The 15,691-nt window shown below is 41.0% G+C and carries 13 protein-coding genes and 1 riboswitch; of the genes, 11 read left to right on the plus strand and 2 right to left on the minus strand.

The annotated features are described in order from the left end of the window. The first annotated feature begins 35 nt into the window (after window positions 1-35). Window positions 36-176: riboswitch (SAM riboswitch) on the plus strand. 72 nt (window positions 177-248) lie between these two features. The 6 genes from AB9K32_RS09045 to AB9K32_RS09070 all read left to right on the plus strand — a co-directional run bounded on the left by AB9K32_RS09045 (window position 249) and on the right by AB9K32_RS09070 (window position 8,071). After that, window positions 249-1,256, plus strand: a complete 1,008-nt coding sequence (locus AB9K32_RS09045; RefSeq protein WP_369884987.1) for a homocysteine S-methyltransferase family protein — start codon at window positions 249-251, stop codon at window positions 1,254-1,256. A 19-nt stretch (window positions 1,257-1,275) separates the two neighbouring features. Beyond that, entirely contained in the window at window positions 1,276-3,972 is a 2,697-nt protein-coding gene (metH, locus tag AB9K32_RS09050; protein ID WP_369884988.1) for a methionine synthase, read from the plus strand. Between the two features lie 62 nt (window positions 3,973-4,034). Beyond that, window positions 4,035-4,988: a methylenetetrahydrofolate reductase [NAD(P)H] gene (gene metF / locus AB9K32_RS09055; RefSeq protein ID WP_293296507.1), complete on the plus strand. Its 954-nt coding sequence runs from the start codon at window positions 4,035-4,037 to the stop codon at window positions 4,986-4,988. A gap of 20 nt (window positions 4,989-5,008) precedes the next feature. Then, entirely contained in the window at window positions 5,009-6,109 is a 1,101-nt protein-coding gene (locus AB9K32_RS09060; protein ID WP_369884989.1) for an acyloxyacyl hydrolase, read from the plus strand. A 158-nt stretch (window positions 6,110-6,267) separates the two neighbouring features. Beyond that, entirely contained in the window at window positions 6,268-6,927 is a 660-nt protein-coding gene (locus tag AB9K32_RS09065) for a head GIN domain-containing protein (RefSeq protein WP_369884990.1), read from the plus strand. 61 nt (window positions 6,928-6,988) lie between these two features. After that, window positions 6,989-8,071: a serine hydrolase domain-containing protein gene (locus AB9K32_RS09070; protein WP_369884991.1), complete on the plus strand. Its 1,083-nt coding sequence runs from the start codon at window positions 6,989-6,991 to the stop codon at window positions 8,069-8,071. Here AB9K32_RS09070 and AB9K32_RS09075 read toward each other — a convergent pair. Both AB9K32_RS09075 and gldA read right to left on the minus strand, forming a co-directional pair. Then, window positions 8,068-9,519 (minus strand): aspartate aminotransferase family protein, encoded by a 1,452-nt coding sequence (locus tag AB9K32_RS09075; RefSeq protein ID WP_369884992.1) that lies wholly within the window; start codon window positions 9,517-9,519, stop codon window positions 8,068-8,070. The two genes, AB9K32_RS09070 and AB9K32_RS09075, sit on opposite strands and share 4 nt — an antisense overlap. A 96-nt stretch (window positions 9,520-9,615) precedes the next feature. Continuing rightward, window positions 9,616-10,509: a gliding motility-associated ABC transporter ATP-binding subunit GldA gene (gene gldA, locus AB9K32_RS09080; RefSeq protein ID WP_369884993.1), complete on the minus strand. Its 894-nt coding sequence runs from the start codon at window positions 10,507-10,509 to the stop codon at window positions 9,616-9,618. A gap of 378 nt (window positions 10,510-10,887) precedes the next feature. On the opposite strand from gldA, the gene AB9K32_RS09085 reads away from it, so the two are divergent. From AB9K32_RS09085 to AB9K32_RS09105, 5 genes are all read left to right on the plus strand, one after another. Next, complete coding sequence (locus tag AB9K32_RS09085; RefSeq protein WP_293296499.1) at window positions 10,888-11,718, plus strand: prephenate dehydratase; 831 nt, start codon at window positions 10,888-10,890, stop codon at window positions 11,716-11,718. Then, window positions 11,715-12,857: a pyridoxal phosphate-dependent aminotransferase gene (locus AB9K32_RS09090; RefSeq protein WP_369884994.1), complete on the plus strand. Its 1,143-nt coding sequence runs from the start codon at window positions 11,715-11,717 to the stop codon at window positions 12,855-12,857. Before AB9K32_RS09085 ends, AB9K32_RS09090 begins: the two co-directional genes overlap by 4 nt. A 3-nt stretch (window positions 12,858-12,860) precedes the next feature. Then, window positions 12,861-13,721 carry a prephenate dehydrogenase gene (locus AB9K32_RS09095; protein WP_252079065.1) on the plus strand — a complete coding sequence of 287 codons (861 nt, stop codon included), beginning with the start codon at window positions 12,861-12,863 and terminating at the stop codon, window positions 13,719-13,721. Between the two features lie 8 nt (window positions 13,722-13,729). Continuing rightward, window positions 13,730-14,812 (plus strand): chorismate mutase, encoded by a 1,083-nt coding sequence (locus tag AB9K32_RS09100; RefSeq protein ID WP_369884995.1) that lies wholly within the window; start codon window positions 13,730-13,732, stop codon window positions 14,810-14,812. A gap of 135 nt (window positions 14,813-14,947) precedes the next feature. Next, window positions 14,948-15,622, plus strand: coding sequence for a head GIN domain-containing protein (locus tag AB9K32_RS09105; RefSeq protein ID WP_224835338.1), 675 nt, complete (start codon window positions 14,948-14,950; stop codon window positions 15,620-15,622). Window positions 15,623-15,691: the final 69 nt, after the last annotated feature.

A 15,691-nucleotide genomic window follows, 5' to 3' on the forward strand; every position in this document is an offset into this window, starting at 1 on the left:
GTTTCTTTGTAGTTCAGTTCATTTATAAATTGAAAGTGTTATCAAGAAAGGTGGAGGGATTGGACCCTGTGAAGCCTTAGCAACCCTCGACCTCGAGAAGGTGCTACATTCTACCCCTGTCTTGAATTCATTTCAAGACCTTTTGGAAGATCAACCTGAAGGGGGAAGGATAACGAAAGAAATACAACACCGTATTTTTCCGTACTTTTCTTGATTTCACTACATCCTTTTTTGAAGGTAATTATACTATGGAAAAAATTAAAGATATACTGAAGAAGCGGATTTTAGTGTTGGATGGAGCCATGGGCACCATGCTGCAGCGCTATAAATTCAAGGAAGAGGATTTTAGGGGCGAACGTTTCAAAGATTGGCCAAGTGATCTGCAGGGTAACAACGATCTACTTTCGTTGACTCAGCCAGAGGCGGTAAAAGAAGTACATCGCAGCTTTTTACAAGCTGGCGCCGATATTTTGGAAACCAATACCTTCTCGGGAACAACCATAGCCATGGCAGATTATGGTATGGAAGAATTGGTATACGAACTCAATTATGAATCGGCCAAGCTTGCAAAGGAAGTGGCCGATGAATTCACTGATAAAAACCCAAACAAACCAAGGTTTGTAGCGGGAAGTATTGGCCCGACCAATAAGACAGCCAGTATGTCGCCCGATGTAAACGACCCAGGATTTCGTGCCATATCCTTTGATGAACTTCGAATTGCATACAAACAACAAGTTGAGGCGCTGCTCGATGGCGGTGTGGATATTTTACTGGTGGAAACCATTTTTGATACACTGAATGCCAAGGCAGCTCTTTTTGCCATTGAGGAAGTAAAAGATGAGCGGAATATAGAAGTTCCCGTGATGGTCAGCGGTACCATTACCGATGCTTCGGGCAGAACATTGTCCGGTCAGACCGCCGAAGCCTTTTTAATTTCCATTTCACATATCCCGATTTTATCGGTAGGGTTCAACTGCGCGCTGGGAGCCAAACAATTGGTACCTCATTTAGAGGTGGTTTCCGCCAAATCAGAATTTGCGGTTTCTGCACACCCCAATGCGGGGTTGCCCAATGCCTTTGGTGAATACGATGAAACACCAGAGCAAATGGCCGCACAAATAAAAGAATACGTAGAAAAAGGGTTGGTAAATATCGTAGGTGGATGTTGTGGAACCACTCCGGAACATATCAAGGCCATTGCAGATGTAGTAAAGGATTATGAGCCAAGGTCTTTATCGTTATCCGTAATTTGTTAATGTTGTTGGAAATATAGCGATGGAAATAAACGAACAACGAACAACGAACAACGAACAACGCTTTTTACGCCTGAGTGGCCTTGAACCATTGGTGGTAACTCCCGACAGTAATTTTATCAATGTGGGAGAACGGACCAATGTGGCAGGTTCCAAGCGTTTTTTACGGTTGATAAAGGAAGAAAAGTACGACGAAGCCTTAGATGTTGCGCGTGATCAAGTGGAAGGTGGTGCCCAGATTATAGATATTAACATGGATGATGGTCTGATCGATGGAAAGGAAGCCATGGTCAGATTCCTGAATCTGATAGTTTCTGAGCCAGATATTGCCCGCGTTCCCATTATGATCGATAGTTCCAAATGGGAAATCATCGAAGCGGGTCTGCAAGTGGTACAAGGAAAATGTGTAGTAAACTCCATTAGTCTAAAAGAAGGAGAAGAAGAATTTATCCGCCACGCCAAGTTGATAAAACGTTATGGAGCAGCTGTAATCGTGATGGCTTTTGACGAAGTTGGACAGGCAGATAATTTTGAACGACGAATTGAAATTGCCAAACGATCCTATGATGTGTTGGTCAACAAGGTCGATTTCCCACCGGAAGACATCATTTTCGATCTCAATATTTTTCCCGTGGCCACAGGAATGGAAGAGCACAAGAAAAATGCCGTCGACTTTATTGAGGCCACTCGTTGGGTTAGGGAAAACTTGCCCTATTGCAGTGTTAGTGGAGGGGTGAGCAATGTATCGTTTTCTTTTCGGGGCAACAATCCTGTTCGTGAGGCTATTAATTCTGCCTTTTTGTTCCATGCCATAAAAGCCGGAATGAATATAGGCATCGTGAACCCTACCATGTTGGAGGTTTACGATGATATCCCTAAAGATCTTTTGGAATATGTGGAGGATGTGCTTTTGGATAGGCGTGATGATGCTACCGAAAGACTCTTGGAGTTTGCCGAAACCGTTGTAGGTAAAGCCAAAGAAAGTAAGGTAGATCTGTCTTGGCGGGAAGAACCGCTGCAAGATAGGATTACCCGTGCCTTGGTCAAGGGAATAGATCAATATATAGTTGAAGATGTAGAAGAAGCTCGTCAGCAAGCAACCAAACCTTTGGAAGTCATCGAGGGCAACTTGATGACAGGTATGAACGTGGTTGGTGATTTGTTCGGTAGTGGAAAAATGTTCTTGCCACAGGTGGTAAAGTCTGCTAGGGTAATGAAAAAGGCTGTGGCCTACCTAACCCCTTACATTGAAGCTTCAAAAGATAAAGATGCCAAAGCAGCAGGTAAAATTTTGATGGCTACGGTTAAAGGCGATGTGCACGATATTGGAAAGAATATTGTGAGTGTGGTGCTGGCCTGTAATAATTACGAGATTGTAGATATGGGGGTGATGGTACCTCCAGAAAAAATCATCAATAAGGCCAAGGAAGAGCAAGTGGATATTATTGGGTTGAGTGGCTTGATCACCCCATCTTTGGACGAAATGGTGTTCTTGGCCAAGGAAATGGAACGCCAAAACTTTGAAGTGCCCCTTTTGATTGGTGGCGCAACAACCAGTAAAGCTCACACTGCTGTAAAAATCGACCCGCAATACAGTCATTCTGTGGTGCATGTGAACGATGCTTCCAGAGCCGTAACCGTGGTGGGTGATTTGCTTCAGGAGGAGACTTCGGTGAAGTATAAAAAATCCATCAAACTGGATTACGAGAGTTTTCGCGATAAGTTTTTGAATCGTTCCAAGCACAAGGAATATTTGACGTTGGAAGATGCTCGAAAAAACAAATTGCAAATCGAATGGAATCCATCAGATATTAAAAAACCGAACCAATTGGGTGTTCAAGTGTTGGAAGATTTCGATTTGACTAAATTGGAGGAATTCATCGATTGGTCTCCATTCTTCCGAAGTTGGGATCTCCATGGAAAATATCCTGATATTTTGAACGATGAGGTGGTAGGGGAACAGGCCAAGGAGCTTTTTAAGGATGCCAAAGAACTTTTAAAACAAGTTTTGGACGAGAAACTGTTGAAAGGCAAAGCTATCTTTGGGTTATTTCCAGCCAATCAAATTGATGAAGATGATATTGAAGTAGACAAGGATGGTGAAACCTTTGTCTTTAGAACGCTGCGTCAACAATTAAAAAAGCGCGAAGGGGTTCCCAATATTGCATTGGCAGATTTTATCGCCCCAAAAGATTCGGGAATTCAGGATTATATAGGTTGTTTTTGTGTGAGCACAGGATTTGGAACCCAAGAATTGGCCACCGAGTTTGAAAAGAATCACGATGATTACAATTCCATTATGATCAAAGCGCTGGCAGATAGGTTGGCTGAAGCTTTTGCTGAATATTTGCACAAGGAGGTTCGGACCAAACATTGGGGCTATGCAGTGGATGAGAATTTAGATAACGACGCTCTGATTAAAGAAAAATACCGAGGTATTCGACCTGCACCGGGCTATCCAGCCTGTCCCGACCATTTGGAAAAACTGACAATTTGGGATATGATGGAGGTGGAAGAGAAAGTAGGCGTGAAATTGACCGATAGTTTGGCCATGTGGCCGGCTGCCAGTGTAAGTGGCTACTATTTTGGACATCCCGAAGCCAAATATTTTGGATTGGGAAAAATTAAACAAGATCAGGTTCAGGATTTTGCTGAACGAAAAAATATAAAACTGGAAGAGGCCCAAAAGTGGCTGGCACCTAATATTGTTGATAGTTAAGAATTATCTCAGTTTAATTAATTTTTACCATCAACTAATAACGATTAACGGATAACCGTAAAATGAAAATTACCGACCACATAAATAAAGCAAACGGAGAAACGCTTTTCAGTTTTGAAATCGTTCCACCCGTAAAAGGGAAGAGTATTCAAGAACTCTATAAAAATATTGACCCTTTAATGGAGTTCAAGCCACCCTTTATAGATGTGACCACCTCCAGAGAAGAGTATGTGTACAAAGAGAAAAATGGCTTGCTGGACAAAAAGTTGACACGAACGCGTCCCGGTACCTTAGGTATATGTGCTTCATTGAAACATAAATACGATGTGGATACGGTTCCACATGTGCTGTGTGGTGGGTTTACCAAGGAGGAAACCGAATATTTGTTGGTGGACTGTCAATATTTAGAGATAGAGAACGTGATGGCGCTTCGTGGTGATGCCCGTAAAGAGGAAAAATATTTTATGCCTACCAAGGGCGGGCACCAATATGCTTCCGAATTGGTAAAACAGATTTATGATGTGAACCAAGGAAACTATTTGCACGATTCCATTGAATCCAATGATTGTGGAGACTTCTGCATAGGTGTGGCAGGTTACCCCGAAAAGCATATGGAAGCACCCTCTTTGCAATCCGATTTAAAACGTTTGAAGGAAAAAGTGGATTTGGGAGCGGATTATGTGGTGACCCAGATGTTTTTTGACAATCAAAAATTCTTTGCCTTTGTTAAGGCTGCCCGCGAAATGGGTATTGAAGTGCCGATTATTCCTGGAATCAAACCAATAGCGGTTAAAAGACATTTACAATTGTTGCCCCAAGTTTTTAGAGTGGACATACCACAAGATCTTATAGATGCCGTAGAGGCCTGTAAAACCAACCAAGAAGTACGACAAGTTGGTGTGGAGTGGGCAATTCAGCAATCAAAAGAATTAAAGGAGTCCGGAGTACCCGTGTTACACTACTATTCCATGGGAAAATCAGATAATATAAAGGCAATTGCCAAGGAACTTTTTTAATTTTCCTACTTTAGCTATCCATGAGGTACCTACTTGGCCTAATTCTATTGTTGACTTCATTTTTAGGGATTTCCCAATCCGATGAAGATCCAAAAAAATTCGTGTTGGATGCGAATCAGTTTTACGGCTCCATATTGCTCCATAACCCGGATATTTCGCACTTGATCACCAATCATCCGGCAGGTGTAATTCTTGGAATAAGTAGAAAAACCTACGGACAAAAAGAATGGGAAGCGGATTTTGGTTATCCAGATACAGGCTACACCTTTGTTTATCAAAATACGAACAATCCAACCCTTGGTGATCATTTTGGACTTTACGGACATTACAATTTTTACTTTCTGAAAAGAAATGTTCAATTGAGAGTTGCTCAGGGATTGGCTTACAATACCAACCCGTACGATAAAGATGTAAATTTCAGGAACAATGCCTACGGAAGCCATATTTTGAGCAGTACCTTGTTGATGCTCAACTATCATAAAGAAAACCTCTTCGCTGGTTTGGGAGTGAATGCTGGGTTGTCTTTTATCCATTATTCCAATGCCAATTTTAAGGCACCCAATACTTCGACCAATACGTTTGCCTTTAATATTGGCTTGACGTATAATTTAGATCATGAAACTACTTATAAGTATCTAAAACCAGAATCAACTGGGGAAATATCGGAGCCTGTTCGATATAACTTAGTGTTTCGGGTTGGAGCTAATGAAAGTGACGTAATAAACATGGGTCGTTATGGCTTTGCCATTGTTTCGGCCTATGCCGATAAACGTTTGGGAAAACGAATCGCTATACAACTGGGAACCGATATTTTCTTTTCCAATTTTTTAAAGGAGTTGATTCGTTATCAATCCATATCGTTCCCAGAATTGGATGTTGACCCTGATGCTGATTATAAGCGGGTAGGGGTATTTATAGGTCATGAACTTTTTGTGAATAAGATGAGTGTTGTTGCCCAATTGGGATATTATGTGTACTACCCGTTCGATTTTGAGGGGAAAATCTACAATAGGATTGGTATGAAACGCTATTTTGGGGAGAAGATTTTTGGAGCGGTTACCCTAAAATCGCATGGGGCAAAAGCGGAAGCCGTAGAATTTGGAATAGGAATTAGACTATAGTATTGAGATTAGAGATGTTAGAATTTAGAAGATGTGAAAGAATAATTAATGTCACCTCGAGAGCAATCGAGAGGCGTTTTTATTTGGTATTTTTTCTAATTCTGATTTCTTGCAATGGCGAAAATGTTCCCGATTGTTTTCAAAATGCTGGTGACCTGGTGCGTGAACAGATCGATCTTCCCGAATTTGCCAAGATCACTGTTTTTGAAAACCTTAATGTGGTGCTAAAACAAGGCACTGAACAATCGGTGGAAATAGAAACTGGGGAATATTTGCGAAATGAAGTTACCGCCATTGTGGAAGAGGACCGTTTAGTTCTTAGAAATGAAAATAGCTGTAACTATGTCCGCGATTATGGTTTGACAACCGTGTACATTACTTCTCCGAATTTGACCGAAATAAGGAGTAGCACAGGGCTGTTGATTTCGAGTGATGGGGTTTTGGAATATCCTAGTTTAAGTTTAATTGCCGAAAGTTTTAATAACCCGGAAACCGAGACTACAGATGGTTCTTTTGATATGGAATTAAAGTCATCTACGGTTAGAATTACAGTAAACGGCATTGCTTATTTTAAGCTTCGTGGTGAAACTGAAAACTTTAATGTAAATATCGCAGCAGGGGATTCAAGGATAGAAGCCCAACTACTGGTGTCCGAAAATGTTAACTTAAACCATAGAGGTTCCAACGATGTTTTTGTGAATCCGCAGCAAAGTATAAGCGGAGTAATTAGTGGAACAGGGGATGTAATCAGTGTGAACACTCCGCCTGAGGTTGACGTAGAGGAAATCTTCAATGGTAGATTGATTTTCCAAGATTAAGAATCAATAATCTCCATTAACTTTAATATTTCTGGTTAATTTCGGGACTCAAACCGAATTCTTGGGGAATCTGTTCGCACATATTAAAAGTTATTTCTCACCATTTCCAAAGGTTAAATCTTTAGATGGGTTGCAAGGACAGGAAAAGGTCGATGCGCTTTTTCATAATCTGGTCGCAGAGAAAAAAGTTCCGGGAATGGCCGTGACTTTTTTGGATAAAGGTGAAACTGTGCTTCAAAAAGGGTATGGATTTTCTAATCTTGACAAGAAAATCTTTGTCGACCCAAAGCAAACAGTTTTTCGTATTGCAAGTATTTCCAAATGCATTACGGGTTTGGCCTTAGGAAAAATGGTAGAAGATAGGATAATTAATTTGGATGAATCCATTTATACCTACGTGCCGTATTACCCCAAAAAACGTTTTGGTTTTACACTAAGGCAATTGGCTTCGCACACCGCCGGAATACGCGGTTATCGCGGTAAAGAATATGCATTAAACCAAGATTTTTCCATTAAAGACGGAATCAACATGTTCAAAAACGATCCGTTGGTATTTAAACCTGGAACTGGCTATTTATACAATAGTTTTGATTTTGTTCTTCTCTCCCTTGCCATGCAGGAGGCAAGTGGAGTGCCGTTTGAAAGATATGTTGAGGAACATATTTTGAAGCCTTTGGGATTGCATGGCACATTTTCCCCGAATTATGGGCCCGGTTTAAAAAAAATGGAAAACCATGCGCATTTCTATACCAAACGATCTATGTGTTTTAAACAATCTGTTGAGGTAAACAATCAATATAAATTGGCAGGAGGTGGATATTTGTCGACCTCTAAAGATGTGGCACGATTAGGTAGAGCCATTTTAAAACGCGAATTACTGAGTGATGCAACGTACGACCAATTGTTGACTTCGGAATTGATCAATGGCAAACCTACTTATTACGGTCTGGGATTTCAGGTAAGTCAAGATGCAAAGGATAGGTCTTTTGTGGGACATATAGGCAGTAGTGTTGGAGCTTATACCAACCTTTACATCTATCCAGAGCAGGAAAAAGTGATCTCCATCCTCATCAATTGTACAGACCCAAAGGTGCAGCCTGTATTAGATGAGGCAATTGATTGTTTTTTAAAAGATAACGTTTAGATTTTGCTTTCCAGTTCCTCTTCAATTTCCAAGGCGTATTTTTTACAAAGATCAAAAGTTTCCGTTACATCTTCCATAGAAGTTCTTGGGTTGATCAAGCACATACGGAGCACAATTTGACAGTTTAAAATAGTGGTGACCAAAAGCGCCTTTCTAGATCCAACCACTTTTTCGGAAATGTATTGGTTGATTTTGTCCAATTCTTTCTCCGAATAATTTTTATTGATGGGGTTGTACCTAAAATTGATGACCGCTAAGGTTGCCGGGAAAACCACTTCCCAACTTTTGCTGCCCCTGAGCATGGTCTCCACTTCTTCTGCCAAATCAATATTATAGGAAATAGCATCCCGGAACTCTTTTAAACCAAAGGTTTTTAAAGACATGTAAAACTTTAGGGCACGGAACCTTCGGGTCAGTTGAATACCATGGTCATAAAAATTGATTTCGGAGGTATTCCCCTCGATATCCCTTAAATATTCTGGTTTTTCCGTAAAGGTGTTGCTTAGGTTTTTGTGGTTTCGTACCAAAAGACATCCCATTTCATAAGGTTGAAAAAACCATTTGTGGGGGTCCACGGTCAAAGAATCCGCTTTTTCAATGCCTTTCATGGCCAATTTACCTTTTTTGGATAGAATAGCTGCTCCTCCATACGCCCCATCAATGTGGTACCAAATGTTTTCTTTTTTGCAGATTTTGCCCAGCTCTACCAAAGGATCTACCGTACCTGTGTTTGTAGTTCCTGCAGTTGCTATTAAACAAAAAGGATGCAATCCCTCCAATCTATCCTTTGCAATACAATTTTTGAGTTTGTTTACCGAGAATTTTAGTTCACTATCTGTAGGGATTATTCGGATCTGTTCCTTTTTAAATCCTAATACCCGAATGGCCTTAATGTTGGAAGAATGGGCTTGATCCGATAGATAGATGACAGCCTTTGAAAAATCATCGCCACATTTAATGCGACGGGCAGTAACCACCGCAGTCAAGTTGGCCATAGAGCCACCACTGGTAAAAATACCGCCCCCTTTTTTCTTGGGGAAACCAAAAATCTTCAACAACCATTGAATGGTAACTATTTCCAATTCCGCAGCAGCTGGGCTAGCGGCCCACCCGCCAGAAAAAATATTATAGCCCGTTGCTAGGGCATCTGCCATTACACTAATATAGTTACTTGGTCCTGGAACAAAAGAAAAGGATTTGGGGTGCGCCATATTCGCACTATTGGTCATAACCTTTTCCAGAACAAAGTCCAACACTTTGGTCGGTTCCGAACCTTGTTCGGGAGCTTCCTCCAAAAACAAGGAATCCATTTCTTTCCTTGAACCAAGTGCGACCGGTAGCTTCTGGTGTTGTGTGGAATGATGCTCAACAATGGCATCAACAATTTGATAACCATAGCTTTTCATCTCTTCTTTGGATAGTTCCAATTTGGCAGTATTCTTTTTCATTGGGCTCTATTTCTTCTGAACTGCAAAAGTACCATATTTGGAACGGTTTTCAGCTTCCTTTCAGGAGAGAGTCAACACGAATCAGGGCTAAAGGAATTAAGAGGTAAGTTCTGTAAAGAGACTTTCCAAGTTTTTGTTTTTTCTGCTAAGTTGTAACGTTTTTAGTGAATTGTCGTGTGCAAAATCGAAAACAGCGGGCCGCATATCCTTAGATGTTGTAAAAGTGATTTCGTAGACAAAGCCACCGGTGTTTTTTACGTTGGACACGTTGGGCATTTGTTGTAACAACTGCTCTTCTACCCGGTAGTCAAATTCAACTTCGATAATTTGCTCCTCGGCTTCGCGAAGTTCCTCCAATTTTTTATCGGCCACCAATTCTCCTTTGTTGATGATGATCACACGATCACATACGGCTTCCACTTCTTTCATAATATGAGTGGAAAGTAAAATGGTCTTTTCTTTACTGATTTCACGTATCAATTTTCGGATTTCGATCAATTGATTTGGATCAAGGCCGGTCGTGGGTTCATCTAGTATCAAAACTTCTGGGTCGTGCAACAAGGCGGCTGCAAGTCCTACACGTTGACGGTATCCTTTGGATAACTGTCCAATTTTTTTGTGGGCCTCGGGGGTCAAACCCGTTTGCTCGATTACCTGGTTTATTTTGGACCTGCCCACTTTGTACACATCGGCATTGAACGATAAATATTCTCTTACGTACATCTCCAGATATAAGGGATTGTGTTCTGGTAGGTAGCCTATACTTTTTTGAACTTTTTTTTCTGCGGCGAGTACATCAAAACCGTTTACCGATGCTTCTCCATTGTCCGCTTTGTAATAAGTAGTCAAGATCCTCATCATGGTGGACTTGCCGGCACCATTTGGGCCTAAAAACCCAACAACTTCACCCTTGTTGATGGTGAACGAAACATTGTTCAATGCTTTTTGGGTTCCAAAGGTTTTGGTGATGTTCTTAACGGTAATGGACATTTGTACTAGTTTAATTGCTTTCAAAAATACACTTTTATAGGTTTTGTTCACTACAAGTAAGGACAAGGATAATTGGCCTGTTACGATCCTTTAAAAAACTATCGAAATGTGAATTTGAAAAAAAAATCGATTTTCTGTAAGATAATGTTCAGTGAAAATCAACTTTTTAAAAAATATCAAAAAAAATATGGGATTGGAGTAGTGTTTAGGATTGAATGCCTAAATTAGCCGACAATTAACAAAGAGATGACAAACACGTATTTCTGGAACCGTTTTTATTTTTACTTCTTTTTTCAAAGAGGAACGGGACTATTGTAGATACGTTTAAAGTATAACTAATTTATAAAGTCCCGATAGCATCGGGACTTTTTTTTTGCCATGGGTTTAAAAATAGCCATACAGGGAATAAAGGGGTCCAACCACCATCAAGTAGCCAAAGATTTTTTTGGAAGTAATATTGAGTTATTGGAATGCAATTCCTTTGATGCCGTAGTGGATAGTTTATTGTTGGGCATTGCGGACAAAGGTATTATGGCGATAGAAAATTCTATTGCAGGATCTATAATCCCCAACTATAATCTGGTGTATCACAATAACATCCATATTATTGGAGAGCATTACCTTAACATTCATCATAACCTAATGGTTTTAAAAGGAAAAACATTTGATGATATCCGCGAGGTGCATTCGCATCCAATGGCATTATTGCAGTGCAAAGAGTTTTTTAAGGCCCATCCGCAGATAAAACTTGTTGAAAGTGTGGATACTGCGGAAACCGCAAAAAGAATAAAAGAAGGTAAGTTGGCTAATATAGCTGCAATTGCTCCCAAAATGGCGGCAGAATTGTACGGATTGGATATTATTGCTGATAACATCCAAACTATTGTAAATAACTCAACACGTTTTATAATCCTTAAAAAGCAAAACAAGGTGTTGCCAGAGGAAGAAATAAACAAGGCTTCTTTAAGATTCATTACCGATCATAAACGGGGGAGTTTGGCCACTGTATTGAACGTGATGAGCGATTGTAACATGAACCTTACCAAAATTCAATCCTTGCCGGTAATAAAGACCCCTTGGAAGTATGCCTTCTTTGTTGATGTCACTTTTGAGAATTATGAACAATTTTCCAAAACTAAATCTTTGCTAGAGATTATGGCAGAGGATTTTCGGGTTTTGGGCGAATACAAAAATGCATTGATCCTATGATAACTGCAGATAGGTTAAATAGCGTAAAGGAATACTATTTCTCTACAAAATTAAGAGAAGTCCGTGGGCTAATCGCACAAGGAAGACCCATTATAAATATGGGGATCGGCAGCCCCGATTTGGCACCCTCGCCACAAGTGTTGGAAACACTAAGGGATTCCATAATAGAAACAGGTGCACACCAGTACCAGAGCTATCAGGGACTGCCAAAACTAAGGGAAGCGATTGCAGACTTCTACCATCAAAAATTCGATGTAAACGTAGATCCGAACACGGATATTTTACCATTGATGGGTTCCAAGGAAGGCATTATGCACATTAGTATGGCTTTTTTAAACAATGGCGACAAGGCTTTGATCCCCAATCCGGGATACCCGACATATGCCGCTGTGACCAGTTTAGTGGGCGCTGTTCCTATACAGTACAATTTATCCGAAAAAAACGGTTGGTTTCCGGATTTGGACGAGCTAGCTACAAAAGACCTGTCCAAGGTAAAGTTAATGTGGGTAAGCTACCCTCATATGCCAACAGGTGCAACGGCCACCGTAGAACAGCTTAAAATGTTAGTGGATTTTGCGAAAAAGAACCAAATTCTATTGGTGAACGATAACCCGTACAGTTTTGTGCTTTCCAGTAACCCGACCAGTATTTTGTCCATTGATGGGGCAAAAGAGTGCACTTTGGAACTGAACAGTCTCAGCAAGACCTTTAATATGGCAGGATGGCGAGTGGGCATGGTATTGGGCAATGCGGAGCACATAAATGCAGTGCTAAAGGTAAAGAGCAATATGGATTCCGGGATGTTCTATGGCATTCAAAAAGGAGCCATCGCAGCCTTGCAAAGCGGTCCGGAGTGGTTCGAGGCTTTGGACACAGTCTATACCAAAAGGCGGGAGCTTATGTTTAGATTGGTGGACAAATTAGGATGCTCCTACGACGAGAACGCGGTCGGTATGTTTGTGTGGAGCAAGCTTCCAGCTGGGTCACCCCCATCAGAACAATTTATAGATGAAATATTGTACAGCAGAGATATTTTTATAGCCCCGGGAACCATTTTTGGAAGTAATGGCGAGGGCTATATTCGTTTTTCACTTTGTGTAAAAGAAGAAAAGATCAAAGAAGCGATCCAAAGATTTTAGATTATGAAAATAGTCATTATAGGTGTTGGTTTAATAGGGGGGTCCTTTGCGAAGGATGTAAAAAGGCTGCACCCGGAAGCCGAAATAATCGGAGTGGATAAAAGCGAGGCCCATTTAGATGAGGCCCTGCAACTGCGTATTATCGACAAAAAAGGAGGGTACACGGACCTACAGACCGCCGATATGGTATTCGTGGGCATTCCTGTCGATGTTTTAATGGCCGAGCTTCCAAAAATTTTGGATGCCTCGGGAGAAGAAACCGTAGTAATGGACGCAGGTTCCACCAAACAATCGATTTGCGAACAGGTTGCCGATCACCCCAAGAGAAGAAATTTTATGGCCTGTCACCCCATTGCGGGAACGGAGTTCTCCGGTCCGACTGCTGCATTCGAAGGTCTGTATACCGGCAAAACAATGATCATATGTGAAGTAGAAAAAACAGCGTTTAAACTTCAGGAAAGGGCTTTGGCCATATTTCAGGAAATAGGCATGCGCATTCGGTACATGAATCCCAGGGCACACGACAAACATATCGCCTATGTATCCCATTTATCACACATTAGTTCTTTTATGTTAGGGAAAACGGTTATCGATAAAGAAAGGAACGAACGCGATATTTTTGACATGGCAGGCAGTGGTTTTGAAAGCACGGTCCGTTTGGCAAAAAGTTCCCCGGATATGTGGACGCCTATTTTTGAACAGAACAAAGATAATGTGGTCGAAACCCTTGAAGAGTATATTCAAAACCTGATCACCTTTAAGCAATTGATATTGGACAACGATTTTAAGAATGTCCACCAAGAAATGAGTAATACCAATAAAATAAAACAAATACTAAAAGGAATACCACTTACAAAAAAATAGAACGTATTATGGAAAACAAAAAGGAAATGAGAAAATGGTTGGATGATATGAATTTAGGTCATCCATTGGTAGTTGCAGGTCCCTGCAGTGCCGAAACCGAAGAACAGGTGCTAAAAATTGCCCATGATCTAAAAGATACCGATGTGAGCTATTACCGTGCCGGAATCTGGAAACCACGAACTCGTCCTGGTAATTTTGAAGGAGTAGGGGCCATAGGGCTAAAATGGTTGCAAAAGGTAAAAGCGGAGACCGGACTTAAAACCGCCACCGAAGTTGCCAACAGAGCACATGTTGATCTAGCCTTGGAGCACGATATCGATATGTTATGGATAGGGGCACGTTCTACCGTAAGTCCATTTATTGTCCAAGAGATTGCAGATGCGCTCGAAGGTACCGATAAAGTTGTGTTGGTAAAAAACCCGGTAAATCCAGATCTTTCACTTTGGTTAGGTGCCGTGGAGCGTTTATATTCTGCCAACATTAAAAAATTAGGTGTGATCCATAGAGGTTTTTCCACTTACGAAAAAACCAAATACCGTAACATACCGGAGTGGCAGCTGGCCATTGAACTACAAACAAGGTTCCCGGATTTGCCCATCGTAAACGACCCAAGCCACATTACAGGAAAAAGGGATATGGTTTTTGATGTGTCGCAGACTGCATTGGATTTGAATTTTGATGGGTTGATGATAGAAACACATTATGACCCGGACAACGCATGGAGTGATGCCGCACAACAGGTAACCCCAAAAACCTTGGTCCAGATCATGAAGGATCTGCGAATTAGAAAAGAAACCGATGAAGAAGCAGAGTACATGAGCAATTTGACCAACCTAAGAGCGCAGATAGATGTCCTGGACAATCAGTTGATCGATCTTTTGGGCAAAAGGATGAAAGTGTCGGACGGAATCGGTGAGCTCAAAAAGCAGAAGAACGTTGCCGTACTCCAAAGCAATCGTTGGAACGCAATCCTGGGCAATATGATCTTGGAGGGCGAGCAAAGGGGATTGAGCGAGGAATTCGTATTAAGAATGTTCAAGGCAATCCATCAAGAATCCATTAACCACCAAGAAAAAATAATCAAGTCATAAGCTGATTTTTTAACAGTCAGATTCATTTAAGAACTATTTACGGCCATAATATCCAGTGCCGTAAATAGTTTTTTTTGTTTCAAACTGTAACAAACCTCCTAAGTGATCATCTTTCCAAAGTAAAAACACTCTATCATGAAAAAAATATACACATTAGGATTTTTATTGCTTCCATTGATCATGTTATCGCAAAGAATTATAGACACGGAGGTTGGGGAATTCAACAAAATCAAAGTTTTTGATTTGATCGAGGTCAATTTGATCCAATCCGACGAGAACAAAATTATGATCAAAGGCTGGAACGTGGACGATATTAAATGGACCAACAAAAATGGGGTTCTTAAACTGCGTATGCAATTGGATAAAAAATTCCAGGGAGAAGATACAATGATCGAAGTCTACTACACCAACTTGGATGTTATAGATGGGAACGAGGGTGCCAGAATTACCTGTAACGAGTTGGTGAACAAAAGTAAAATAGAGCTAAGGGCCCAGGAAGGCGCCATGATCCATATTGGGATGGATGTAGATTATGCAGAGATCCGAGCGGTGACAGGCGGTATTGTTAAAGCCTCTGGACTTGCCAAAAACCAAACCGTTGTGCTCAATACCGGAGGTATTTTTGAAGGTAGGGAACTGCGCACCGCAACAACGGATGTAAAAATTTCAGCTGGTGGCGAAGCCGATGTTTTTGCTTCGGAATTGGTGGAAATCAATGTAAAGGCCGGAGGAGATGTCTACGTGTATGGAAATCCGACAACGGTGAATAAGAGAACATTTGTAGGGGGCAGGGTCCATATTAAAGAATAAAGACTGTTTGGTGCCGCATCAAACTCAAAAAAATACGTGAATTTTTGAAAGGTTCTTGTCGACTTCCGA

The sequence above is a fragment of the Allomuricauda sp. XS_ASV26 genome (genome assembly GCF_041224615.1).
Classification (GTDB): Bacteria; Bacteroidota; Bacteroidia; order Flavobacteriales; family Flavobacteriaceae; genus Flagellimonas; species Flagellimonas alginolytica.